24 protein-coding genes are annotated in these 23,078 nt (G+C 69.2%); 12 read left to right on the top strand and 12 right to left on the bottom strand.

The genetic code is table 11. The features are described 5' to 3' along the window. Positions 1–56: 56 nt before the first annotated feature. From FB381_RS22750 to FB381_RS22785, 8 genes are all read left to right on the top strand, one after another. Positions 57–1,295, top strand: a complete 1,239-nt coding sequence (locus tag FB381_RS22750) for an ROK family transcriptional regulator (RefSeq protein ID WP_246088274.1) — start codon at positions 57–59, stop codon at positions 1,293–1,295. Continuing rightward, positions 1,279–2,109 (top strand): ABC transporter permease, encoded by an 831-nt coding sequence (locus FB381_RS22755; protein ID WP_141782349.1) that lies wholly within the window; start codon positions 1,279–1,281, stop codon positions 2,107–2,109. The genes FB381_RS22750 and FB381_RS22755 overlap by 17 nt, the downstream gene beginning before the upstream one ends. Further along, the gene (locus FB381_RS22760; RefSeq protein WP_141782350.1) at positions 2,106–2,921 is read left to right on the top strand and encodes an ABC transporter ATP-binding protein; all 816 of its coding nucleotides are present in this window, start codon (positions 2,106–2,108) and stop codon (positions 2,919–2,921) included. Before FB381_RS22755 ends, FB381_RS22760 begins: the two co-directional genes overlap by 4 nt. A 17-nt stretch (positions 2,922–2,938) precedes the next feature. Then, positions 2,939–3,919, top strand: coding sequence for an aliphatic sulfonate ABC transporter substrate-binding protein (locus tag FB381_RS22765; RefSeq protein ID WP_141782351.1), 981 nt, complete (start codon positions 2,939–2,941; stop codon positions 3,917–3,919). Beyond that, positions 3,916–5,424 carry a sulfatase family protein gene (locus FB381_RS22770; RefSeq protein WP_281285068.1) on the top strand — a complete coding sequence of 503 codons (1,509 nt, stop codon included), beginning with the start codon at positions 3,916–3,918 and terminating at the stop codon, positions 5,422–5,424. Before FB381_RS22765 ends, FB381_RS22770 begins: the two co-directional genes overlap by 4 nt. Positions 5,425–5,548: 124 nt before the next feature. Beyond that, positions 5,549–6,421 carry a formylglycine-generating enzyme family protein gene (locus FB381_RS22775; RefSeq protein WP_141782943.1) on the top strand — a complete coding sequence of 291 codons (873 nt, stop codon included), beginning with the start codon at positions 5,549–5,551 and terminating at the stop codon, positions 6,419–6,421. Beyond that, complete coding sequence (locus FB381_RS22780) at positions 6,418–6,792, top strand: YidH family protein (RefSeq protein ID WP_141782353.1); 375 nt, start codon at positions 6,418–6,420, stop codon at positions 6,790–6,792. Before FB381_RS22775 ends, FB381_RS22780 begins: the two co-directional genes overlap by 4 nt. Next, positions 6,792–7,127: a DUF202 domain-containing protein gene (locus FB381_RS22785; protein ID WP_141782354.1), complete on the top strand. Its 336-nt coding sequence runs from the start codon at positions 6,792–6,794 to the stop codon at positions 7,125–7,127. Before FB381_RS22780 ends, FB381_RS22785 begins: the two co-directional genes overlap by 1 nt. Positions 7,128–7,194: 67 nt before the next feature. On the opposite strand, the gene FB381_RS22790 is transcribed toward FB381_RS22785, so the two are convergent. Continuing rightward, positions 7,195–8,397, bottom strand: coding sequence for a hypothetical protein (locus tag FB381_RS22790; RefSeq protein WP_211352515.1), 1,203 nt, complete (start codon positions 8,395–8,397; stop codon positions 7,195–7,197). Positions 8,398–8,763: 366 nt separating this feature from the next. Between FB381_RS22790 and FB381_RS22795 the strand changes: the two genes are divergently transcribed. Continuing rightward, positions 8,764–10,041 (top strand): lytic transglycosylase domain-containing protein, encoded by a 1,278-nt coding sequence (locus FB381_RS22795; protein ID WP_141782355.1) that lies wholly within the window; start codon positions 8,764–8,766, stop codon positions 10,039–10,041. A gap of 72 nt (positions 10,042–10,113) precedes the next feature. Here the strand turns inward: FB381_RS22795 and FB381_RS22800 are convergent, their stop codons facing one another. The 7 genes from FB381_RS22800 to FB381_RS22830 form a co-directional block, all read right to left on the bottom strand. Next, complete coding sequence (locus tag FB381_RS22800; RefSeq protein ID WP_141782356.1) at positions 10,114–10,833, bottom strand: TetR/AcrR family transcriptional regulator; 720 nt, start codon at positions 10,831–10,833, stop codon at positions 10,114–10,116. 65 nt (positions 10,834–10,898) lie between these two features. Continuing rightward, on the bottom strand, positions 10,899–11,882 hold the full coding sequence (gene hemB / locus FB381_RS22805) for a porphobilinogen synthase (RefSeq protein WP_141782357.1): 984 nt from the start codon (positions 11,880–11,882) through the stop codon (positions 10,899–10,901). 118 nt (positions 11,883–12,000) lie between these two features. After that, positions 12,001–13,686 (bottom strand): bifunctional uroporphyrinogen-III C-methyltransferase/uroporphyrinogen-III synthase, encoded by a 1,686-nt coding sequence (locus tag FB381_RS22810; RefSeq protein WP_141782358.1) that lies wholly within the window; start codon positions 13,684–13,686, stop codon positions 12,001–12,003. After that, positions 13,683–14,723, bottom strand: a complete 1,041-nt coding sequence (gene hemC, locus FB381_RS22815; protein WP_141782359.1) for a hydroxymethylbilane synthase — start codon at positions 14,721–14,723, stop codon at positions 13,683–13,685. The genes FB381_RS22810 and hemC overlap by 4 nt, the downstream gene beginning before the upstream one ends. Then, positions 14,720–16,054: a glutamyl-tRNA reductase gene (locus FB381_RS22820; protein WP_141782360.1), complete on the bottom strand. Its 1,335-nt coding sequence runs from the start codon at positions 16,052–16,054 to the stop codon at positions 14,720–14,722. Before FB381_RS22820 ends, hemC begins: the two co-directional genes overlap by 4 nt. Further along, complete coding sequence (locus FB381_RS22825; RefSeq protein WP_141782945.1) at positions 16,051–16,761, bottom strand: redox-sensing transcriptional repressor Rex; 711 nt, start codon at positions 16,759–16,761, stop codon at positions 16,051–16,053. Before FB381_RS22825 ends, FB381_RS22820 begins: the two co-directional genes overlap by 4 nt. Before the next feature lie 193 nt (positions 16,762–16,954). Next, on the bottom strand, positions 16,955–17,194 hold the full coding sequence (locus tag FB381_RS22830) for a glutaredoxin family protein (protein WP_141782361.1): 240 nt from the start codon (positions 17,192–17,194) through the stop codon (positions 16,955–16,957). Between the two features lie 69 nt (positions 17,195–17,263). On the opposite strand from FB381_RS22830, the gene FB381_RS22835 reads away from it, so the two are divergent. The 3 genes from FB381_RS22835 (at position 17,264) to FB381_RS22845 (ending at position 20,472) form a co-directional block, all read left to right on the top strand. Then, positions 17,264–18,163 carry an HAD family hydrolase gene (locus tag FB381_RS22835; protein WP_141782362.1) on the top strand — a complete coding sequence of 300 codons (900 nt, stop codon included), beginning with the start codon at positions 17,264–17,266 and terminating at the stop codon, positions 18,161–18,163. Between the two features lie 214 nt (positions 18,164–18,377). Further along, positions 18,378–19,115, top strand: coding sequence for a sigma-70 family RNA polymerase sigma factor (locus FB381_RS22840; protein ID WP_246088276.1), 738 nt, complete (start codon positions 18,378–18,380; stop codon positions 19,113–19,115). Between the two features lie 142 nt (positions 19,116–19,257). Continuing rightward, the gene (locus FB381_RS22845) at positions 19,258–20,472 is read left to right on the top strand and encodes a DUF5667 domain-containing protein (protein ID WP_141782364.1); all 1,215 of its coding nucleotides are present in this window, start codon (positions 19,258–19,260) and stop codon (positions 20,470–20,472) included. A gap of 67 nt (positions 20,473–20,539) precedes the next feature. On the opposite strand, the gene FB381_RS22850 is transcribed toward FB381_RS22845, so the two are convergent. The 4 genes from FB381_RS22850 to FB381_RS22865 all read right to left on the bottom strand — a co-directional run bounded on the left by FB381_RS22850 (position 20,540) and on the right by FB381_RS22865 (position 23,056). Continuing rightward, positions 20,540–21,493, bottom strand: coding sequence for a lysophospholipid acyltransferase family protein (locus FB381_RS22850; RefSeq protein WP_141782365.1), 954 nt, complete (start codon positions 21,491–21,493; stop codon positions 20,540–20,542). Beyond that, positions 21,486–22,535: an NAD-dependent epimerase/dehydratase family protein gene (locus FB381_RS22855; RefSeq protein ID WP_141782366.1), complete on the bottom strand. Its 1,050-nt coding sequence runs from the start codon at positions 22,533–22,535 to the stop codon at positions 21,486–21,488. The genes FB381_RS22850 and FB381_RS22855 overlap by 8 nt, the downstream gene beginning before the upstream one ends. Positions 22,536–22,565: 30 nt before the next feature. After that, the gene (locus FB381_RS22860) at positions 22,566–22,667 is read right to left on the bottom strand and encodes a 30S ribosomal protein bS22 (RefSeq protein WP_008356322.1); all 102 of its coding nucleotides are present in this window, start codon (positions 22,665–22,667) and stop codon (positions 22,566–22,568) included. A 185-nt stretch (positions 22,668–22,852) separates the two neighbouring features. After that, positions 22,853–23,056 carry a helix-turn-helix domain-containing protein gene (locus FB381_RS22865; RefSeq protein WP_141782367.1) on the bottom strand — a complete coding sequence of 68 codons (204 nt, stop codon included), beginning with the start codon at positions 23,054–23,056 and terminating at the stop codon, positions 22,853–22,855. Positions 23,057–23,078 lie beyond the last annotated feature (22 nt).

Below are 23,078 nucleotides of genomic sequence, written 5' to 3' on the forward strand. Positions count from 1 at the left end.
AAACGCACCCTCCCTAGTTTGGCGGGATGGCAACGCACGCTGGAGTGCATGTACTCGTGAGACGAACTCACGAAGAGCGCGTCCTGCGCGTCCTGCGCGAGCAGGGCGCGTTGAGCCGGGGCGAGATCGCGCGAGCCGTCGGGCTGTCGCGCACGACCCTCTCCGAGATCACCGGCGACCTGTTGCAACGGGGTGCCCTCGTGGTGGTCGACACCGACGCGGCCAAGCGGGAGGGCAGCGGTCGGCCGGCTGAACGCCTCGCCCTGGACCCCGCCTCCGGGCAGTTCATGGGCGTCGACTTCGGCCATCGCCGCGTACAGGTCGCCGTCGCGGACGCCTCGCACGAGATCGTCGTGTCCGGGTCGGAACGGTACGACGACGACACCGCTTGGCCGATCCGGCTGGACGCGGCGTTCCGGCTCCTCGACCGCCTCGCCGCGGAGTCCGGAGTTCACTACGGCGCGCTGCAGGGCATCGGCATCGGGGTGCCGGGGCCCTACACGGCAGCTCCGGGGGTCCTGCTCCTGGCACCGCACAGCTCGGTCGCGGCCAGCGACACCGCCTCCGCACAGGCCGAGTTCGCGAACCGGTTCGGAGCCCCGGTCATCGTCGACAACAACAGCCGCCTGGCCGCGCTCGCCGAAGTCACCTTCGGCAGCAGCTCGGTCGACGACCTCCTCTACGTGCGACTCTCCGACGGCGTCGGCGGAGGCCTGGTGGTCGGCGGTCGCCTGGTCGCCGGCTCGTCGGGGCTGGCCGGTGAGCTGGGGCACGTCACGGTGGACCCCAACGGCCTGGAGTGCCGGTGCGGCAAGAGGGGCTGCGTCGAGACCGTGGCGTCGGTTCCGGCCATCCTCGCCGCCTGCCGCGACCAGGGCCTCCTCATCGATGACCTCGACGATCTGGGAGCCGCGATCGAGCGCTCCCACCCGACCGCGGACAGGGTCGTTCGAGAGGCCGGTGCCGCCGTCGGGCGGGTGCTGGGAGCGGCATCGATGGTGCTCAACCCGGCCAACATCGTGATCGGCGGCGAGATCACCCGGATCGCGCCGGCCGTGGTGCAGCAGGCGGCCGCCACCGTCGCGTTCGAGAACTTCCCCGGTGCGACGACGCCGGTGGTGCGCGGCGCGCAGCTCCTGGACGACGACGGTGCGCTCGGCGCACTCGCCGCGCTGTTCCACAGCTCACCGATCCTGGCGGGCTATCCCGAGGCCTCCGATGCCGCATCCAGGCCGGCGTCGATCGAGCGGGGCACAACGACGAGAAGAGGAGTGGCTCATGGCCGTGCTCAGTGAGCAGAGCGTCCAGACCGGCCGTACCAGCCGTACCGGCGAGGGCGGACGCAGTGCGTCGGCGAGTACGCGGCGGCGCGGGCTCCCGCTCGCGCTGAACACCGTGTCCATCGGGCTCGGCATCGCCCTGTGGTGGGCGCTGGCCGCGGCCGGCCTCAGTCTTCCGACCCCACCCGAGGTGGTCTCGCGCGCGGGCACGCTCCTCTCGAACGGGACGCTGCTCGACGACATCGCGGCCAGCCTGGGTCGGGTGCTGGCCGGTTTCGTGCTGGGCACCGCGCTCGCGATCCCGGTCGGCTTCCTCATGGGTTGGTACGGCATCGCTCGCGGGCTCGTCGAGCCCTGGGTGCAGTTCTTCCGCACCATCCCGCCGCTGGCCATCATCCCGCTGGCCATCGTGCTGATGGGGATCGGCGAGCCGCCCAAGATCTTCGTGATCTTCCTGGCCGCCTTCCTCGTCTGCGTGATCTCGACGTACCAGGGCGTGGTCAACATCGACCGCACCTTGGTCAACGCCGCCCGCGTGCTCGGTGCCCGCGACGCCGGCATCTTCCTGCGGGTGGTCGTGCCGGCCACCACGCCGTTCATCCTGGTCGGGATGCGGGTGGGGCTCGGGTCGGCCTGGGCGACGTTGGTCGCTGCCGAGCTGATCGCCGCCCAGGAAGGCCTCGGCTTCCGGATGCAGAACGCGCAGCTCTACTACGACCTGCCCACGATCTTCGTCGGGCTCATCACGATCGGGATCCTCGGCCTGGTCATGGACCGAATTCTCTTGATGGCAGAACGCAAGCTCACCGGATGGCAGGAGCGCCGATGATCACCCCCAAGATCTCCCTCAAGGACGTTGCCAAGACGTTCGCCCTCGGCAAGGAGACCTTCACCGCGCTGGACGGTGTCTCCCTCGACATCGCCGACAACGAGTTCGTCACCGTCGTAGGCCCCTCCGGCTGCGGCAAGAGCACGCTGCTCAACATCCTGGCCGGACTCGACGATCCCACCGAGGGGCAGGCGCTCGTCGACGGTGCTGTCGTCTCCGGGCCCGGGCCGGAACGTGGCGTCATCTTCCAGCAGTACGCGCTCTTCCCCTGGCTGACGGTCCGCCAGAACGTCGAGTTCGGGCTGAAGACGGCGCGCGTGGCCAAGGCGGAGCGCCAGGAGCGGGCACAGCACTTCGTCGAGATGGTCGGGCTCGAGCAGTTCGCCGACGCACTGCCCAAGATGCTCTCCGGCGGCATGCGCCAGCGCTGCGCGATCGCTCGCGCGTACGCCGTCAACCCCTCGATCCTCTTGATGGACGAGCCGTTCGGCGCGCTCGACGCACTCACCAGGGTGAAGCTCCAGGAGCAGCTCCTCGACACGTGGAGCAAGGAGCAGCGCACCGTCCTGTTCATCACCCACGACGTCGACGAGGCGGTCTTCCTCGCCAATCGCGTCATCGTGATGGCCGCCCGGCCGGGACGGATCTACGACGTGGTCGACGTGGACATCCCCTACCCGCGTACGGAGGAGTTCCGGCTCAGCCCCGAGTTCGCGGCCCTGCGCAACCACGTCTGGCGCTCGGTCTACCACCAGGACGGCCGCACCGCCGCCGACTCGAACCACCCCGCGCCGTCATCGACGACGGCCTGACGTAAGGACCCACCCCCATGTCACTCACCCGCAGAATCACAGCCGCTGCCGCCCTCGGCATCGCCGCCATGGTGCTCTCCGCCTGCGGCGGCGGCTCCGACACCGAGAAGGTCAGCTTCGGCTACATCGGTGACTACAACGGCACCAGCCTGCTCGCCATCGCAGAGGATCAGGGCCTCTGGGAGAAGCACGACCTCGAGGTCGACGCCAAGGTGTTCACCAACGGACCGCTGCAGATCCAGGCGCTGGGCACCGGCGACCTCGACTTCGGTTACATCGGCCCGGGTGCGTTCTGGATGCCGGCGTCGGGGCAGGCCAAGGTCGTCGCGATCAACACGCTCGGCAACGCCGACCGCGTCATCGCCCAGCCCGGGATCACATCCATCGAGCAGCTCAGAGGAAAGACCGTCGCCGTGCCCGAGGGCACCTCGGGCGACATGATCCTCGAGCTCGCGCTCGAGAAGGCCGGCATGACCAAGAAGGACGTGAAAGTGGTCAACATGGACCCCTCGACGGTCGTGTCCGCGTTCGCGTCCAAGAAGATCGACGCGGCAGGTTTCTGGTACCCGGCGATCGAGACCATCAAGGCCGAGGTGCCCGACGTCGTCGAGCTCGGCAAGAACTCCGACTTCGAGTCCCAGATGAGCTTCCCGACCGCGTTCGTCGCGGGCAACAAGGTCGTCTCCGACGACACCGAGAAGACGGAGAAGACGATCGCCGTGCTGCGTGAGGCGATGGAGTACCGAACCGCCCACATGGACGAGTCGATCAAGCTGACCGCCGACATGCTCGGCGTGCCGGTCGAGCAGGTCGAGGCCGACGCCGCGAACGTCGAGGTGCTCTCCGTCGAGCAGGTCGACGAGATGACCAAGGACGGCACCATCGACAAGTGGCTCACCGCCATGACCGACTACTTCGTCGACGCCGGCCAGCTCGAGTCTCCGGTCGCCCCGGACAGCTACTACACGGGCGACCTGTTTACGGGGGCCGCCAAGTGACGAGCCCGAGGAACATCCTCTTCCTGATGACCGACCAGCACCGCGCGGACACCCTCGGCGCGTACGGCAACGAGCTGGCGGCGACGCCGGTCCTCGACGAGCTGGCGAGGACCGGCGCACGCTTCGACCGGTGGTACACGCCGACCGCGATCTGCACGCCGGCGCGGGCCAGCCTGCTCACCGGACAGGCGCCGTTCCGGCACAAGGTGCTCGCCAACCACGAGCGCAACGTCGGCTACATCGAGGACATCCCCGAGGGCATGTTCACCTTCTCGACGGCGCTGCGCGAGAAGGGCTACAACTGCGGGCTCATCGGGAAGTGGCACGTCGGCACCGAGAAGACCGCCGGCGACTTCGGCTTCGACGGGCCGGACCTGCCCGGCTGGCACAACCCCGTCGACAACCCGGACTACCTGGCCTATCTGGCGGAGCACGACCTGCCGGCGTACGAGATCTCCGACCGGATCCGGGGCACGCTGCCCAGCGGCGGCCCCGGCAACCTGCTCGCGGCCCGGCTGCACCAGCCGGTGGAGGCGACGTTCGAGCACTACCTCGCCACCCGGGCGATCGAGACGTTGGAGACGTACGCCGCCGAGACGCACGACCCTGGTAAGCCGTTCTTCCTGGCCCTGCACTTCTTCGGGCCTCACCTGCCGTACATCCTGCCGGACGAGTTCTTCGACCTGTTCGACCCGGCCGACGTCGAGCTGCCCCGGTCGGTCGCGGAGACGTTCTGGGGAAAGCCCCCGGTGCAGAAGAACTACAGCGCCCACTGGACGTTCGACACCATGCCGATAGAGACGACGCGCAAGCTCATCGCGGTCTACTGGGGCTACGTCGCGCTCATCGACCAGCAGATCGGCCGGGTCATGGAGGCGATGGAGCGGCTCGGGCTGGTCGACGACACGGCGGTCTTCTTCACCTGCGACCACGGCGAGTTCACCGGCTCTCACCGACTGCACGACAAGGGGCCGGCGATGTATGAGGACATCTACCGGACACCGGGTCTGCTGCGGGTGCCGGGGCAGCCGGCCGGCGTCGTGCGAGACGAGTTCGTGAGCCTGCTCGACTGCACCGCGACGATCCTCGAGCTCGCCGACATCGACCCGAAGCAGGCGGTCGACTCACGCAGCCTGCTGCCCCTGGTCGGCGGCGAGGAGGCCGAGTGGGACGACTACATCGTCTGCGAGTTCCACGGTCACCACTTCCCCTATCCCCAGCGGATGCTGCGCACGAAGCGCTATAAGCTGGTGGTGAACCCCGACTCGGTCAACGAGCTCTACGACCTGGAGTCCGACCCCGACGAGCTGCTGAACCGCTACGAACTGCCCGAGATGAAGGAGGTCCGCACGCAGATGATCCGGCGTCTCTACGCCGTGCTTCGCGAGCGCGGGGACAACTTCTACCACTGGATGACGTCCATGTACGACGTCGGCGACGTCGCGTACGACCCCACGCTGAGCGGCCTGGACGAAGCCACCTATCAAGGAGCGAGGCGTGAGTGAGGGCAGCACCGGCGCGGTCGAGCGAACCGATCAGGTCGCGTCGTGCTGCTCGCCGAGCCTGGAGCACGACGGGCCCCGGCAACCTCGCACAGCCGCGCCGGAGACCGACCTCACGGCTCACCGCATGGAGCAGCGCCCGATCCCGGGCGGTCGCTTCCTCATGGGCGACAACCTGGGCGACGGGAGCCCGGCCGACGGAGAGCTCCCCGTACACGAGGTCCACGTCGACCCGTTCGTCATCGACGCCACCACGGTGACGAACGCCGCCTTCGCCGAGTTCGTCGACGCGACGGGCTACGTGACCGAGGCGGAGTCGTACGACTTCTCCGCGGTGTTCCATCTGGCGCTCGAGGCACAGGACTCGGACGTGCTGGGTGCGGCTCCCGGCACCCCGTGGTGGCTCGGGGTGCGCGGAGCGACCTGGCGACACCCGGGAGGGCCGCTCAGCGACCTGACCGGGCTGGAGGACCATCCCGTGGTGCACGTGAGCTGGAACGACGCGCTCGCCTACTGCCGGTGGAGCGGGCGGCGACTGCCCACGGAGGCCGAATGGGAGCTCGCCTCGCGGGGTGGCGCGACCGGCGCTCGATTCCCCTGGGGCGACGAGGTGAAGGCAGGCACCGAGTGGCGGGCCAACATCTGGCAGGGCGACTTCCCGGTGAGCAACACCGCCGAGGACGGCTGGACGACCACCGCGCCGGTGCGGTCCTTCGCGCCCAACTCCTACGGGCTCTGGCAGACCGTCGGGAACGTCTGGGAGTGGTGCGCCGACTGGTTCGACCCGGCCTACTACCGGGTCGCGCCGAGCGAGAACCCGACCGGCCCCGCCCAGGGCACGACGCGGGTGCTCCGGGGCGGCTCCTACCTCTGCCACGACTCGTACTGCAACCGATACCGCAACGCCGCCCGCTCCTCGAACACACCCGACTCGTCGATGGGCAACACCGGCTTCCGCACCGTCGCGGCGACGCCGGACGTCCCGGACACCTGGCGATGAGGACGCGGTTCCCGGCGAAGGTCTACGGGCACGGCACCGAGCCGGACCCTCGGTTCACCCTCGCCAACGAGCGGACCTTCCTCGCCTGGATCCGGACGTCACTGGCGCTCCTGGCAGCAGGGGTCGCCCTGCTCGCGCTCGACCTGCCGCTGCACGCAGGGCTGCAGCTGGCCGCGGCAGCCATCTTCACGCTCGCGGCGCTGGGGGCCGCCGCCTGGGCGTGGTTCTCGTGGGCCGCCGCCCAGCGGGCGCTGCGGATCGGGTCACCGCTGCCGGGCCTGGGCATCGGCGGCGGTCTCGCCGCGCTGCTCGTCGTGGCCCTCGTGCTGCTGCTCACCGGCGCGCTCCTCGGCGGTCCGGGGCGGGGCTGATGCGACCGACTCCCGGTGTGCAGGCCGAACGCACCCTGCTCGCCTGGCAGCGGACGAGCCTCTCGATCGCGGCCGGCGGTGCACTGCTGCTCCACTACACGGTCGAACGGTTCGCCACGGCCGGCGTGGTCGCCGGAGCCCTTGCGCTCTCCGCCTCCGTCGGCTGCTACCTGGCGAGCCGGCGCCGCTATGGCGCCGCTCACCGTGACACCGGCGGGAACGGCCGGGTGCAGGATGCTGGTCTCCCCTGTGCGCTGATGTCCCTCGCCGTGATCGTGCTCGCTGCGGCCGTCTTCTGCCTGTGCCTCGTCCGAGCGACCGAGGTGCTGGGGTAGGACTGTGCTGGGTAGCTCTGTGCTGGGGTAGGACTGCAGCCTTCCCTCCCGTGCCGTCGAGGCCCGATCACTGAAGCCGGCGGAAGTCATCGATCCAGGCGTACCCCGGGGTCGACGTCCTCCCGTGGGGCTGGACGGTCAGCGAGGCGAACACGCTGTTGAGCAGCCACGGGGTCTTCGTCGCGCTCCAGTTGGCGGTCATCGAGGAGATCTGAGGGAAACCGTACGTCGCCACGGCGAGTCGTCCCGTGCCTCGGAACCGCGCCATCTCGTCCCTCAACAGATGCTTCTTGGACTCGAACCACGGGCTCTGCGCGAGGAGCTCGTTCCACTTGCGCGACCGGAAGGGATGCTCGATCGCGTCGCCGATGACCTGCCACACCTCCGTGTCGGGGGCGTAGGCGTAGCGCCGGGCGAACGCCGCCGGGATCCGGTCGGTCATGTGCCGCTTCCAGTAGGAGACCAGCGAGAACTCGGTGACGAGGAAGGTCTGTTCGGGGCGGAGCCGCGGCAGGGTGTAGTCGAGAAAGTCCTGGATCCGAGCCTCGTCGGGGACGTGCGGATGCAGGTCGACCCCCTCGATCTCGGGGGTCTTGCGCACGAACGCGAGGTAGCGCTCGACGGCCGGGGTGCGGTTCGCCGCCAGATCCAGTCGGTTGAGAGCCCCCATGAACAGGTGGGTCGAGCAACCCGCGCCGCCGCACAGCTCGGCGCGGGCCTCGATGACGTGACGCGCGATCGCCTCGTAGAACCTGTTGAGCCGTTGGTCGCGCTCGTTCCGTCTGCTCTCGATGAAGGGTTCGTTGCCGATGGTGACGACATCGACGGTCCCGAGCACCGTGGGCAGCACGCGGTCCAGCCGCGCGAGCTCGGCGGCCATCTCCTTGCTCCCAGGGCTCGGGAAGGAGCTGTCGGACTTCGGAAACTTCAGGCTCAGCACGGTGCGGAGCCCTCGGTCGTGGGCCTCGTGAACCGCCGTGATCGTCTCGCTCTCGCTCGGCGGCACGCGGTCGGCCTCGGGCAGTGGGTAGAAGCCACGCACCCAGCTCGCACGCGCCTGACGCAGCTCGCGGAAGTCGAGCTGGTCGAGGTTCTCGTTGTAGTTGGCGCCGAGCACGCCCAGCGCCGGTAGCGGTTCGACGTCGGCACGCTCGCCACCCCGGTCGCTGCTCCGGTCGCCGCCCCCGGTGGTGAGAGCGACGACCGCGAACGTCACGGCGACGAGACCGGCGATAGCGACCGCGCTGACAACGAGGCGGTGTCGTGGCATGGGATCAGCTCCGAGTCCGTGAGTTGTCATGTCGGCACCGACGCTCCGACCGGCCAGATGTGGCGTGGTCGGTGCCGGCGGACGGTGGCTCCCCGCAGATTCAGCCAGGGTGCATTTTCTCCGTCAATGCTTCGACGGAAAGTCGGCCCGCCCGCCCGGATCGGTTACCCGTGCGTACGACTTTGCGTGGTTCTCCGTCATGAGCTGCAACATCTCGCGTCTCATGAGCGTCTCGGTTACTGGAACGCAATGTTCCGGTAAAACGTGACTTGCGTAACTTTGGCGTGAGAATGTTCGTTCAGAACATTGCGATTTTGGGGAGCAAGACTCGGAGCACCGCTGTCCGGGGATTGAAAGGGAGATTGGATGTCCGCTTCGCGCTACAGCCGCCTTCAGAAGGCGACCGCGCTCGTTCCGCTCGCGCTGCTCAGCGCGGCCTGGACGGTCAACGTCACCGGTCTGACGCAGTCGAGTGCCACCGCATCAGGGACCACCTACAACGACGCCTTCAGCCTGCCTGACGGCACCTCGGTGCCGGCCGAGGCGATCGAGGCGCCGGCGAGCGTGTCGGCCTCGACCAACAAGGGCGACGACGGCAAGTCGATCGCCGGCTCGGCCAACGCCGCCGGCATCCCGTCGGCCGCCCTCTCGGCTTATCAGCGCGCGGCCACCGTCATCAACGCAGCAGACGCCACCTGCAAGATCGACTGGCCCCTGATCGCCGCGATCGGGCGGGTCGAGTCCAACCACGGGCGCGCGAACGACAACCGACTCTCCGCCGAGGGCATCTCGACCCCCGGCATCTTCGGCCTGCCGCTCAACGGCAAGGGCAACGTCGCCCAGATCACCGACACCGACGGTGGGCAGTACGACGGCGACACCGACTACGACCGCGCGGTCGGCCCCATGCAGTTCATCCCGTCCACCTGGGCGATGGTCGGCGTCGACGCCGACGGCGACGGCAAGCGCAACCCGCAGGACATCAACGACTCCGCTCTCGCGACGGCCGTCTACCTCTGCTCCGGCCCCGACAACCTCTCCACCGACCAGGGCGCACGGAAGGCTGTCTTCCGCTACAACCACAGCCAGGCGTACGTCTCGACAGTGCTCGGCGTCGCCGAGGCCTACCGCTCGGGCGACTTCACCTCGATCCCGAACAGCACGGTCCCGGCCGACTACGCGATCCCGAAGATGGACGCTCCCGGCACCGAGAAGCAGAAGGGCCGTGAGCTCCGGGCAGGCGGCAAGCAGGCCGGCCCGCGCGGCGGCGCCTCCCATGCTCCCTCCTCGCCCGGCGACGCTCCTGCCGATTCCAAGCCCGGCGGCGGCGACGCTGGCAGCCCCGGCGGAGGCGGCGACAACGGCGGAGACGACGGCACCACCGACCCGGCGAAGCCGCTCGAGCCGGTGACCAAGCCTGTCGAGAAGATCGCCGCCAGCACCGACGAGCTGCTCAAGATCTGCACCGACGCATTCGCCAAGAAGTACCCCGGCATGCTCGGGGTTCTCAGCGGCCCGATCCAGACCTGCGTCAACCAGCTGGCCACCAAGACCGTCCCTGAGGCGCTCGGCGCCGTCGGTGGCGTGCTCGGAGGACTCGTCGGCGTGATCAACAACATCCTGACCCTCGGTCTGAAGAACTGACGGTCACGCACGAAGGGCCCCGCCATCGTGGCGGGGCCCTTCGTCGTGGGACGTACGTCGGCGCTGGCCGCCTCAGGCAGCGGGCTGGTCGTCCTCGTACTCGGTGACGAAGGCACGGCCGGCATCACGCACCGCGGCGAGGGTGGAGGCGTCGGCCAGCAGCGAGCTGAGGTGGTAGTCGGCGACCGACCGGGCCAGCGCGTGCGAGTTCGTCGGCGCGGCCTCGTCTTCGCGGCGACCGTGCCAGAGCCGGTGCTGGGCACCCTCGTTGAGCGAGAGCAGCATCAGCGCGGTGTCGACCGGGTCGGTCTCGCGCAGCTCACCGCTGTCGACACCCAGCTCGACGAGCCTGGCAGATACGGCACGGAGCTTGTCGCAGTCGTCGTCGAACCCCTCGAAGACCTGGGGCTGCCCCTGGGCGGCCACCTCCAGCTCGTAGAAGTCGAGCGGAGCCGTGCACAGCTGGCGCACGTCGGTGTAGAGGAAGGCGTAGAGGCGCGGAGCGACCGGGCCGTCCTCCTCCATGAGCTTCTCCGCGAGCGTGAGCGACTCGCGGTTCTTCTCCATCAAGGTCGAGAGGATCTCTTCCTTGGACTTGTAGTAGTAGTACATCGAGGACTGGCGCAGCCCGACGCTCTCGGCGATCTGACTGATCGTCGTGGCAGCGACACCTTGGGCGGTGAAGAGCCGCGAGGCCTCCTTGAGGATCTCTTCTCGCGGGTTGGCCGAATCTCGTCCGCTGTTACGGGGTCGACCGGTGCGCTTCGGGTTGCCCAACTCTCGATCGGTCACGCTTTCAAGCCTACTCTCCGGAGATGTTCCACGTCACCGAGCTGCCCGGGTCGCTGGAGCGCCGATCAGCCCCGCAGCCAGCCTGCTGCCTCGGTGGCCCAATAGGTCAGGATCACGTCCGCACCCGCCCTCTTGAAGGCGGTCAGTGTCTCCAGGATCGCCGGTTCGCGGTCGATCCAGCCGTTCGCCGCGGCGGCCTCCAGCATCGAGAACTCACCTGAGATGTTGTAGGCCGCGACAGGAACATCGACAGACTCACGCACTCGCTGCAAGACGTCGAGATACGGAAGCCCGGGCTTGACCATCACGATATCGGCGCCCTCGGCCACGTCAAGGAGCGCCTCGCGCACGCCCTCCAGCGCGTTGGCCGGGTCCTGCTGGTAGGTGCGGCGGTCACCCTTGAGCGAGGAGTCGACAGCCTCCCGGAACGGTCCGTAGAAGGCCGAGGCGTACTTCGCGGAGTAGGCGAGGATCGACACGTCGGTGTGGCCGCCGTGGTCGAGCGCGTCGCGGATGACGCCGACCTGACCGTCCATCATCCCGGACGGACCGACCATGTGGGCTCCCGCTTCGGCATGGGCGATCGCCATCTGAGCGTAGATCTCGAGGGTGGCGTCGTTGTCGACGGAGCCATCCTCGGCGAGCACGCCGCAGTGGCCGTGGTCGGTGAACTCGTCGAGGCACAGGTCGCTCATCACGGTGAGCGCGTCGCCGACCTCGGAGACGACGTCGGCGATCGCGACGTTGAGGATGCCCTCCGAGTCGAGTGCCCCGGAGCCGACCGCGTCCTTCGTCTCCGGCACGCCGAAGAGCATGATGCCGCCGATGCCGGCCGCGGCCGCCTCGGCCGCAGCCTTGCGTAGCGACTCGCGGCTGTGCTGGACGACGCCCGGCATGGTCGAGATCGGGACCGGCTCGTCGACGCCTTCCCGCACGAACGCGGGCAGGATCAGGTTGGCGGGACGTACGGCTGTCTCCGCGACCATCCGACGCAGCGTCGGCGTGCGGCGCAGCCGGCGGGGACGGATCACGGGCTTCTCGATGTTCATCTGCACTCCATCACGAATGGGTACGTTCCACGGTAGTGCAACAGCCGCGTGCTCCCACACTCGGGAGCACGCGGCCGTCGGGATCGTTCACCGAGCTACCTCGGTGAGCATCCGCCGCTCAGCTGGTGCGTGACCGGCGGCGCGACGCCGGGCGACGGTCGGACGGCTTGGTGACCGGCAGACCCTGCTCGACCAGAGCGGCGCGACGGGCGGCACCGAAGTCGGCGAGCGCCTCGGTGAGCGCCTCGATCGACGGCTCCGGCGACATCACGTCGACGCGCAGGCCGTGCTCCTCGGCGGTCTTCGCCGTGGCCGGGCCGATCGCGGCGATCACCGTGGAGGTGTGCGGCTTGCCCGCGATGCCGACCAGGTTGCGGACCGTGGACGAGGAGGTGAAGACCACCGCGTCGAACTTGCCCGTCTTGATCGCGTCGCGGGTCGGCGCGGGCGGCGGAGCCGCCCGGACCGTGCGGTAGGCGGTGACGTCGTCGCACTCCCAGCCGAGGTCGACCAGGCCCGCGATGAGGTTCTCGGTGGCGATGTCGGCGCGCGGGAGGAAGACCCGGTTGATCGGGTCGAGGTCCTCGTCGAACTCCGGCCACACTTCGAGCAGACCGGCCGCCGACTGGTTGTCGGTGTGCGGCACCAGGTCGGGGCGCAGGCCCCAGGCCTCGAGCGCCTGAGCGGTCTTCTCGCCGACCGCGGCGATCTTGAGACCGGAGAAGGCACGGCAGTCGAGGCCGTACTCGTCGAACTTCTCCCGCACCGCGCGCACCGCGTTGATCGAGGTGAAGGCGATCCAGTTGTAGCGGCCCTCGACGAGACCGCGTACGGCCTTGTCCATCTGCTGCGGGTTGCGCGGCGGCTCGACGGAGATCGTCGGGACCTCCTCGGGCACGGCGCCGAAGCCCTTCAGCTTCAGCGACAGCGCCGGCGCCTGCTCCTTCGTACGCGGCACCAGCACGCGCCAGCCGAAGAGCGGCTTCGTCTCGAACCAGGAGAGCGTCTCGCGCAGGTTGACGACCTTGCCGATCACCACGATCGCGGGCGGCGCCATCCGGGCGGCGCGGGCGTCGACGGCGACGTTCTCCAGCGTCGACTCGACGGTTGCCTGCTCGGTGGTGGTGCCGACGCGGGTGATCGCGACCGGGGTCTTGGCCGGACGGCCGGCGGCGACGAGCTCCTTGGCGATGTCGCCGATCATGCCGACACCGGAGAGGAGCACCAGGGTGCGGTTGTCCGCGTACTGGCTCCAGTCGATCTTCTCGTTGCAGGTCACGACCGCCACCTCGTGGTGGTCCTTGGTGGTGAGCGGGATGCCGGCGTAGGCCGGGACCGCGCTCACCGAGGAGACGCCGGGGACGATCTCGAAGCCGATGCCCGCCTTGGCGCACGACTGCGCCTCCTCGGGGCCGGAGGCGTAGAGGAACGGGTCGCCGGTCATCAGCCGCACGACGCGCTTGCCCAGCTTGGCCTGCTTGACGACGGCCTTGGCACGGGCGGCGTTGGCCAGCGGCTGGCCGTCGACGCCGAACCCGCCGTCGATGAACTCGGGTCCGACCGGCTCCGGAGCCTCTTCGCCCTCGGCCGGCTCGACCGGCTCGGGGATGCCGAGGACGCCGCGCACCATCGATGCGTGCTCGGGCGCCTCGGTCACGACAACATCGGCCTGCTCGAGCAGGTCGATCGCCCGTACGGTCAGCAGCTCGGGGTCACCGGGACCGCTGCCGACGAAGGACACCCAGCCCAGTGGGGTGGCCGAACCCTGCTCGGCCTTCTGCTCGGTGGTCTTAGCTCGGGTCATGAGTTGTGCACCTTGTCCTGCTCGGGAGCGGTCTGGGGGGAACCGCCCGTGTCCATGACAGCCTGGCCACTGCTCGTCGCCTCGGGCTGCGCTTCGGCGTTGTCCGTGGGTTCGTCGGTCAGGTCTGCAGCACCCTCGGCAAGCATCTCCTCGCCGAGCCGTCGTCCGACGCCCGCGGCGTCGTCGACCGGCCCTGATGCGGAGAGGCGCACCGAGAGCGAGCCGTCGAGCGAGAGCGCTACTGCCCGCACCCACAGCTCTGGTCCTTCTTCGCCCTCGACCAGGTCGGCGAGGGTCCCGATGGGCGCGGCACAGCCGCCTTCCAGGGTGGCGAGCACCGCTCGCTCCGCCTCGACGATCGCTCGGGTGGACGAGTCGTCGAGGGAGGTCAGGATCTTGCGTACGTCGGCATCGGCGTCGCCGTCACGGCACTCGACCGCGAGGGCCCCCTGCCCGGGAGCCGGCAGCACCTGGATCGGGTCGAGGATCTCGGTGGCCTCGTCGAGCCGGTCGATGCGGGCCAGGCCCGCCCGCGCGATGACGATGGCGTCGAACTCGCCCGACCGGACCTTGCCGATGCGGGTGTCGATGTTGCCGCGGATGCCGCCCAGCTCCAGACCGAGGCCGAGCGCCTTGATCTGGGCGACCCGCCGCGGCGAGCCGGTGCCCACGCGCGAGCCCGGCGGGAGCTCACCGAGGGTGAGCCCGTCGCGCGCCACGACGACGTCGCGCGGATCCTCACGCGGCAGCACCGCGGCCAGATCGATGCCTTCCTCGGGATAGGTCGGCAGGTCCTTGAGCGAGTGGACCGCGAGGTCGATCTCCTTGGCGTGGAGCGCGTCGCGCAGGGCACTGACGAAGACGCCGGTCGAGCTCGAGCTGGTCAGCGGGGTGTTCGTGGCCTGCGTGCGGTCGCCGTCGGAGACGATCTCGACCAGCTCGACGATGTATCCCCGGGCGCGGAGCATGTCGGCGACGAGGGTCGACTGGGTGACGGCGAGCCGGGAACGGCGGGTGCCGAGACGAAGGGTCCTCATGCGGATCCTCCTTCATGGGTGGGGGGCTTTGCGACGGAGGTGGCCGCTGTCGACACCTCCGCGCGGGTCACCGAGGCGACTGCCTCGGGGTCGAGCGCGAAGAGCTCTGCCAGAGCGGCGGCGTAGGAGACCGCGCCGCTCTCGTTGGCGAGCTCCTTGACCCGGACGGTCGGCTCGTGGAGAAGCTTGTCGGCCACCCGGCGTACGGTGCGCAGGACCTCGGCACGGGTGGCCTCGTCGAGGTCGGGAAGCTTGCCGTCGAGACGGTCCATCTCGGCGTCGACGACGCCCGTCGCCATGGTGCGGAGAGCGACGACCGTCGGGGTGACCGCCGACTGACGACGAGCGCTGAGGAACGCCGCGACCTCCTGGGTCACGATGTCGCGCACCGCGAGCACCTCCCGGCCGGCCGGCGAGGCGTGCAGCTCGTCGGCGAGCGCGGCCAGGTCGATCAGCGTCACGCCCGGCAGCGAGCCGGCCGCGGGGTCGATGTCGTGGGGCAGCGCCAGGTCGATCAGCGCGATCGGGCGGCCGCTGCGGTCACCGACCATGTCGGCCCGGACGAGCAGGCCGCTCGCACCCGCGCAGGTGATGACGATGTCGGCCGCGGCGACCTCGTCGGCCAGCTGGACGAGCTCGGCCGAGCGCGCGGAGTATTCGAGCGCGAGCCGCTCGGCGTTCTTCACGGTGCGGTTGACGACCACGATGTCGGCGGCCTCCATCCGGGAGACCGTCGCGGTGGCCAGCCCGGCCATCGCGCCGGCGCCCACGACGACGACCCGCTTGCCGCGTACGTCACCGACGGCTCGGGCCGCGCGGCCCAGCGATGCGGTCACCAGCGACGGGGCGGCCCGGTCGATGTCGGTCTCCGCGCGCGAGCGCTTGCCGACCCGCAGGGCCTGCTGGAACAGGCTGTTGAGCGCCGGACCGACCGTGCCCATCTCCTGGCCGAGCTGGAGCGCGGACCGCGCCTGCCCCAGGATCTGGCCCTCGCCCACGGCCATCGAGTCGAGGCCGGCGACCACCTTGAACAGGTGGGAGACGGCACCGTCGTCATAGTGGACGTAGAGGTGCGGCAGCATCTTCTCGAGCGTCTGGCCGGCGCCCTCGATGATGCGGCGGGAGAGCTCCTCGACGGAGCCGTGGAACCGCTCCACCTCGGTGTAGATCTCGAGGCGGTTGCAGGTCGCGATGACCGCTGCCTCGCTGACGTGTTCACAACCAGCCACGTCAGTGAGCAGCTTCTGCAGCCCGTCGATGTCGACCGAGGCCGCCTCGAGCAGCGAGACCGGAGCAGAGTTGTGCGAGATCCCGACGACCAAGACACTCATGCGGAAACTCCTTCCCCAGAACCATCATCCACCGATTCCTCGGCCTCCGCGGCCTTGCGCGACTCGTGATACGCGAGGATCTGGAGCTCGATGGAGAGGTCGACCTTGCGTACGTCGACACCGTCGGGCACGTTGAGCACGGCGGGCGCGAAGTTGAGGATGCTGCTGATGCCGGCCTCGACCATCGCGTCGGCGACGTCCTGGGCGGCTGCGGCGGGCACCGAGATCACCCCGATCGAGACCTGCTCGGCGGTGACGATCTCGGCCAGGTCGGCAAACGGCCGGACCGCGATGCCGGCGACCGTGCGGCCCTGCATCGGCTCGGCCGCGTCGAGCAGCGCGACCGTACGGAACCCGCGGCTGCTGAAGCCGGAGAAGTTGGCCAGCGCCTGTCCCAGGTTTCCGATACCGACGATGATGACCGGCCAGTCGTGGGTGACACCGATCTCGCGCGCGATCTGATAGCTGAGGTAGTCGACGTCGTAGCCGACCCCACGGGTGCCGTACGAGCCGAGGTAGGAGAGGTCCTTGCGCAGCTTGGCGGAGTTGACGCCGGCCGCCGTCGCGAGCTCCTCGGAGGAGCACGAGGCGATGTTTCTCTCCGCGAGAGAGGTCAGCGCCCGGAGGTAGACCGGGAGTCGGGCGACAGTCGCCTCGGGGATGTCCCGGTGGGGGTCATGGGCACTGCTGCCCTCGCCCGTATGCATGCTCCGTGCCGTCACGCTCTGCTCTTTCAATGCCGGCGCCACAGGCGGGGGCTTTTTAGCCCGGGATCGCCGTGCGGCTCCGCCACCATACGGACTTTGTGCATTCGGGAACAAACTCGCGAACGGTCGGCTAGCACACGCTTCTCGGGAGTTGTCAGAGGGGGTCGATCCGAGGTATGGGGTCGACCGACAGTTATTCTGGGGGGCGCGCCAGCGCTGCCCTGAGCCGATCTTCGGAGACCCGCCAGAAGTCGTGCTGCCTGCCGTCGACGTACGTCACCGGCACCTCGTTCGTGAAGCGCTCCTGGAGATCGGCGTCCTGGTCGATGTCGACCTCCGCATAGTCGTCGCCGACCACGCTCTCGATGACCGACCGGGCCTCGTCACACAGATGGCACCCCTGGCGGGAGTAGAAGGTCACACGCGGTTCCATCCGACCATCTTGGCAGCATCCTCGGCAGCCTGCGGGTGAGGCCGGGCAAGAACCACTACTGTTGGCGAAATGAGCAGCGCCAGCGACCGCCGCCGCGCCGAGCTGCGGCGAAAAGACCTCAAGCGCCGATCGGCGCTGGCCGGTGAGGCATCGGCCGCGGCCGCGGAGATCGAGGCCTGGCTCTATCCGGAGAGCGGCGACACGACGGCGGCTGCCTTCTTCGACGTCGACAACACGATCATGCAGGGCGCGACGATCTTCCATCTCGCCCGTGGCCTGCACCGGCGCAAGTTCTTCCGCACCCGCGACATCGCCTCGGCCGCCTACAAGCAGGCCTACTTCCGGGTAGCCGGTGTCGAGGACCCGGCCCACATGGAGTCGGCGCGCACCTCGGCCCTCTCCTTCATCCGCGGGCATCGCGCGACCGAGGTCGAGAGCCTGATGGAGGAGATCTTCGACGAGGCGATGGCCCACCGGATCTGGCCCGGCACCCGTGCCCTCGCGCAGACCCACATCGACCAGGGGCAGCGGGTGTGGCTGGTGACGGCAGCGCCCGTCGAGGCCGCGAAGGTCATCGCCCGACGGCTCGGCCTGACCGGTGCGCTCGGCACGGTGGCGGCCACCGACGACGGCGTCTACACCGGCGAGCTGGTCGGCGAGATGCTCCACGGGCCGGCCAAGGCGGAGGCGGTGAAGGCCATCGCCGCCCGGGAGGGGCTCGACCTCTCGCGCTGCGCGGCCTACTCCGACTCGTTCAACGACCTTCCGATGCTCTCGCTGGTGGGTCACCCGTGCGCGATCAACCCGGATGCGCGCCTGCGCGCCCACGCGCGCACGAAGGGCTGGCCGGTGCGCGACTACCGCACCGGGCGCAAGGCCGCCCGGGCCGGGGTGGCGACGGCAGCGCTGAGCGGCGCGGCAACCGGCGCCATCGCCGTGGCGATCGCCCTGCGCGGTCGCCGCCGCTGACCTCCGGCCCCGCCCGACCATATGGGGGCGGGTATCACCCGCCGATCGGGAATATTTGCCGTTACACGCCGACACGGAATGGCCTCGGGACCTGACATCCGCACGCCGCAACCCGTAAGGTTGGGCAGGCTCAGGGGAGTCTTCGGGAGGGACCCGCATGTCGCGCCGCGCCAACGACGTTCAACGTCGCTTTGATGCACTGCGTGCTGCCGTCGTGACTGCGGTCGAGCTCTTGGCGAACGAGGGCTACGAGCCTGCGTACGCCGGTGTGGCCGGCGCTTCGGGTCCGTTCGCCGAGCCGGATCGCCGCGGCTCCGGCGGCACCCACGACATCAAGCCCGACTCCGAGCACGATCCCGACGACGACACCGAGCTGGCCGCCTCCTCGGAGGAGTCCGAGGCCGACCGCACCCGGTTGATCGCGCTGGTCGAGCTCGCCCGCAAGGGCGACAAGGACGCGTTCGGCCTCCTCTACGACCACTACCACGTCGCGGTCTACCGCTTCCTCTTCTACCGCACGCGTTCCACCCAGGTCGCCGAAGACCTGACGTCGGAGACGTTCTTCCGGGCGCTGCGGTCGATGACCGGCTTCCGCTGGCAGGGCAAGGACTTCGGCGCCTGGCTGATGACCATCGCCCGCAACCTGGCCACCGACCACTTCAAGGCGGGGCGTACGCGCCTCGAGCTGACCACCGAAGACATGGGTCAGCACGACTCCTCCTCGGACGGTCCCGAGAAGATCGTGATGGCCGGGATCACCAACGAGATGCTGCTCGCCTCGCTCTCGAAGCTTCCCGACGAGCAGCGCGACTGCATCATCATGCGCTTCCTGCAGGGGCTCTCGATCGCGGAGACCGCTGCTATCCTTGGGCGCAGCGACGGAGCCGTGAAGCAGCTGCAGCTGCGCGGCATCCGCAACCTCGCCAAGCAGATGCCTGACGGGATCCGCTGATGAATGTGTCCCGCACCACTGTGAATGCTCGACCGGTTGCCGTAACCCGCGGCCGGGGCGACTCGTTGTTCGACATGGCTGCACCTAGCGTTCAGCTGTTTCGACGAATCCCTCACTGCCGATACCGAGTAGGAACCCTCCGATGATCCCGGCGTTCCCGGCGCGTAAGCGCGCGGAAGAGTTCGACCGAATGGTCGCGGCCTCTGCCGCGCCCGATCGGCGTACCTCGAAGACGACCGACGACCTTCGGGACCTGGCAGTCTTCGCGTCGTCGCTGTCCGCTGTCGGCGACTCCGCGCACCCCGGTCGCGACTTCTCCGCCTCGCTGCGCGAGCGCCTCATGGTGGCCGCCGAGACCGAGCTGGTGCCGGCTCCCCGCACCGAGAAGACCCTCGAGCGCAAGCTCACCGTCAACCACGTGCGCAAGCCGCGCCGGCAGCGCAAGCTGACCGTCGCCATCGCCGCGATGGCCATCGTCGGTGGCACCGCAGGGGCTGCGACCGCTTCTCAGACCGCTCTTCCGGGCGACTCGCTCTACCCGGTCAAGCGTGCGGTCGAGAACGTCTCGGCAGGCTTCACCGTCAGCACCCACGCCCGCGGCGTCCGGGTGCTCGAAGACGCCGGCACCCGGCTGCGCGAGGCCAAGACCTTGGTCGCCGATGCGCCGTTGACCGACGCCGACCGCGTCACCTCGACCCTGGAGGCCTTCTCGACCCAGGCCGCCCACGGTTCCGACCTGCTGATCAGTGACTTCGGGCGTACGCAGAACAACCAGTCGCTCGCCCAGCTGCGCACCTTCGCGGCCGACGGTGTCGAAGAGCTCGCCGAGCTCAGCTCCAAGGCTCCCGAGCGCGCCGAGCCGGCTGTCTCCGACGCCGCTCAGACGCTGGTGCTGATCGACCAGGCGGCGGCCCAGCTCTGCCCGACCTGCGAGGGCGGCATCAACGAGCTGCCCTCGACGCTGGTCTCCAGCCTCACCTCCGACATCGACGGGATGCTCCCCGCCGACACCGTCGCCGAGGCGGAGGCGCTGCCGCCGCCCGCCCGCAGCGACAGCGCGCTCGACCTTCCCTCGATCGATCCCGACAAGATCGGCCCCGGCTCGGTCACCGACCCGGACGGCAAGAAGGACGACGACAAGTCGGGCGAGCCCGACGACGGCGCGAGCGAAGACGGCGGCATCCTGCCCCCGTCGGTCACTCCGGACCCCTCCGAAGACCCGTCGGACGACCCCTCCGACGACCCGGCACCGGAAGGTCCTGTCACCGGCCTGGTCACCGGGGTCACCGGGCTCGTCGGCGACGTGGTCGCCGGCGCCACCGGCCTCCTGAAGCCCAAGACCAAGCCCAGCCTCTGAGACCTCTCGGCCTCTGCCCTTGGGCTCTGACTCTGGGCGGGCTGAGGTCGGCTGCGAGCGGGGTCTCTCAGCCGAAGACTGAGGGTCGCTCGCCCAGCAGACGGTAGAGCGACTGCTGGATCGTCTCGCGCACCTGGTCGGTCACGTTGAAGACCAGCATCGGGTCGTCGGCCTCGGCGGCGTCGTACGCATCGGTGCGGATCGGCTCGCCGAACTCGAGAAGCCACTTCGACGGGAGCGGGACGAGGCCCAGCGGGCCGAGGAGCGGGAAGAACGGCGTGATCGGCAGATAGGGCAGACCGAGCACCTTCGCCAGGGCCGGGATGTTGCCGACCAGCGGGTAGATCTCCTCGGCGCCCACGACCGAGAGCGGCACGATCGGCACGCCGGTGCGCAGCGCGGCGGACACGAAGCCACCACGGCCGAAACGCTGCAGCTTGTAACGCTCGCTGTAGGGCTTGCCGATGCCCTTGAAGCCCTCGGGCCACACGCCGACGAGCTCGCCGTTGCGCAGCATCCGCTCGGCGTCCTCGCTGCAGGCGAGCGTCGCGCCGGCCTTGCGGGCCATGTTGCCGACGATCGGCATCCGGAAGACCAGATCGGCGCCGAGCGGTCGCAGGTTGCGCCCGATCTCGTCGTGGATGGAGACCATCGTCATCAGGCCGTCCATCGGGATCGTGCCGGAGTGGTTGGAGACGATCAGCGCGCCACCGTCGTCGGGGATGTTCTCGAGGCCACGCACCTCGACCCGGAACCACTTCTCCTTGATCGGGCGCAGCACGGCCAGCAGGAAGCGCTCGGTGAGCTCGCGGTCGAAGCCGTACTCGTCGACGGGGTAGCCCCCGGAGATGCGGCGCCGGAGGAACGCGATGAAACGGGTGAGCTGCAGCTCCCACTCGGCCCCGAAGACCTCTTTGGCCGCGCTGTCGAGGGCAGCTGCCCAGTCGGAGGCGGGGATCGCACGGAGCGGATGCCGCTCACGCGACGTGGTCGGGCTGAACGGAGTGGCGGACTCAGTCACCGGGCGCTCCTGTCAGTCGACTCTCGAGGGCGGCCAGCGCACGGTCGGCTCGGTTGGAGGACGGCAGCACGCTGTCCGCAAAGTCTACGACCGTGTCTTCAGTGGTGTAGCTGGGTTCGAAGCCCAGCAGCGACCGCATCCGGGTCGTGTCGACGCCGCGGCCGTAGGTCAGCAGCGCCCTCAGCTCGGCAGGATATTCGCCGCCGCCGAACCTGGCCATGCCGAACAGCGGCTCGGGGATCGGCACCGTCACCCGCTGCAGCCGCCGGGCGACCTGCGAGTGGGTCAGCACGCCGTCACCGGCGATGTTGAAGGTGCCCGACACCTTGGCGCGCACCGCGTGCGCCAGCACAGCGTAGAGATCCTGCTCGTGCAGGAACTGCAGGCGCGGGTCGAAGCCGAGCACGTTGGGCACGACCGAGCGCCGGAAGTGTGACGCGATCGGGCTGTTGACCCGTGGTCCGAGCAGGTTGGCGCAGCGCAGCACCGTGACGGCCACGTCGGGGCGGCGCCGGGCGAACCCGCGCACATAGGACTCGATGTCAGCCACGTCGCGGGCATAGCCCGAAGACGGCGTACGCCGCGGCTCCATCGCCTCGGTGAACATCGCCGGGTCACGGTTGCTCGCGCCATAGACCTGGGTCGTCGACTTCACCACGACCTGACGCAGCGAAGGAGCCGTCTGGCACGCAGCGAGAAGCTGCATCGTGCCCATGACGTTGAGCTCCTTCATCGTCGAACGACCCCCGGTGGATCCGGGGGTCGCGATGACGCTGAGGTGGACGACGGTGTCGACCTCCTCCTTGGCGATCACCTTGGCGATCACCGGGTTACGGATGTCGGCACGGACGAAGCCGACCCCGCCCATGTCGCCGCGGGGCGGCGCTACGTCGACGCCGATGACCCGCTCGACGTTGGGATGGCGGGCGGCACCGCGCGCGAAGCGGCGCCCGAGGTCACGTGAGACCCCGGTGACCAGGAGGACCCGGCCGTGCTGAGTCCTCCGGGATTCGCCTCGGTCAGCTCCGCTGCGCTCCGCCACGTACGTCGTCTCAGACCGTGCCGGCAGGCGTCACTTGCCGAGCTTGCGGCGCTGGACGCGAGTCTTCTTGAGCAGCTTGCGGTGCTTCTTCTTCGCCATGCGCTTGCGACGCTTCTTGATGACAGAACCCACGGGGAACCCTTCACGATCGATGCAGAGGATGCCGGCCCTGTGCCGGCGCGGCCACTCGCCGCCACGAGCGACGGACAGGCCTAGGGAGTCAGCCTAACGAAGTCAGGCCACCCAGAGAGAATCGGTGACCTGATGAGACCGGTGTTGCCCCCGCGCCCAGGTCGGTCGGGCGCGGGGTCCGACAACTAGCCCGCGTTGTAGAACGAGCTCTTGAGGTATTCGTTCGCGTCGTCCTCCCGAACCCGGAAGGAACGACCGACGCGCACCGCAGGCAGCTCGCCCGAGTGAACCAACCGGTAGACCGTCATCTTGGAGACGCGCATCATCGACGCCACCTCGGCGACGGTCAGGAACTTGCTGTCAGAGATGTCTCCAGGAGGAGTAACCATCTGCTTCCACCGTTCTCTCTCG

The sequence above is a fragment of the Nocardioides albertanoniae genome (assembly GCF_006716315.1).
Classification (GTDB): domain Bacteria; phylum Actinomycetota; class Actinomycetes; order Propionibacteriales; family Nocardioidaceae; genus Nocardioides; species Nocardioides albertanoniae.

Coding starts and splice junctions, on each gene's coding strand:
- FB381_RS22865 (WP_141782367.1), bottom strand. CDS start 23,056: ATGGTTACTCCTCCTGGAGACATCTCTGACAGCAAGTTCCTGACCGTC.
- FB381_RS22825 (WP_141782945.1), bottom strand. CDS start 16,761: ATGCATACGGGCGAGGGCAGCAGTGCCCATGACCCCCACCGGGACATC.
- FB381_RS22760 (WP_141782350.1), top strand. CDS start 2,106: ATGATCACCCCCAAGATCTCCCTCAAGGACGTTGCCAAGACGTTCGCC.
- FB381_RS22755 (WP_141782349.1), top strand. CDS start 1,279: ATGGCCGTGCTCAGTGAGCAGAGCGTCCAGACCGGCCGTACCAGCCGT.
- hemC (WP_141782359.1), bottom strand. CDS start 14,723: ATGAGGACCCTTCGTCTCGGCACCCGCCGTTCCCGGCTCGCCGTCACC.
- FB381_RS22785 (WP_141782354.1), top strand. CDS start 6,792: ATGCGACCGACTCCCGGTGTGCAGGCCGAACGCACCCTGCTCGCCTGG.
- FB381_RS22820 (WP_141782360.1), bottom strand. CDS start 16,054: ATGAGTGTCTTGGTCGTCGGGATCTCGCACAACTCTGCTCCGGTCTCG.
- FB381_RS22810 (WP_141782358.1), bottom strand. CDS start 13,686: ATGACCCGAGCTAAGACCACCGAGCAGAAGGCCGAGCAGGGTTCGGCC.
- FB381_RS22795 (WP_141782355.1), top strand. CDS start 8,764: ATGTCCGCTTCGCGCTACAGCCGCCTTCAGAAGGCGACCGCGCTCGTT.
- FB381_RS22780 (WP_141782353.1), top strand. CDS start 6,418: ATGAGGACGCGGTTCCCGGCGAAGGTCTACGGGCACGGCACCGAGCCG.
- FB381_RS22790 (WP_211352515.1), bottom strand. CDS start 8,397: ATGCCACGACACCGCCTCGTTGTCAGCGCGGTCGCTATCGCCGGTCTC.
- FB381_RS22765 (WP_141782351.1), top strand. CDS start 2,939: ATGTCACTCACCCGCAGAATCACAGCCGCTGCCGCCCTCGGCATCGCC.
- FB381_RS22835 (WP_141782362.1), top strand. CDS start 17,264: ATGAGCAGCGCCAGCGACCGCCGCCGCGCCGAGCTGCGGCGAAAAGAC.
- hemB (WP_141782357.1), bottom strand. CDS start 11,882: ATGAACATCGAGAAGCCCGTGATCCGTCCCCGCCGGCTGCGCCGCACG.
- FB381_RS22830 (WP_141782361.1), bottom strand. CDS start 17,194: ATGGAACCGCGTGTGACCTTCTACTCCCGCCAGGGGTGCCATCTGTGT.
- FB381_RS22845 (WP_141782364.1), top strand. CDS start 19,258: ATGATCCCGGCGTTCCCGGCGCGTAAGCGCGCGGAAGAGTTCGACCGA.
- FB381_RS22775 (WP_141782943.1), top strand. CDS start 5,549: ATGGAGCAGCGCCCGATCCCGGGCGGTCGCTTCCTCATGGGCGACAAC.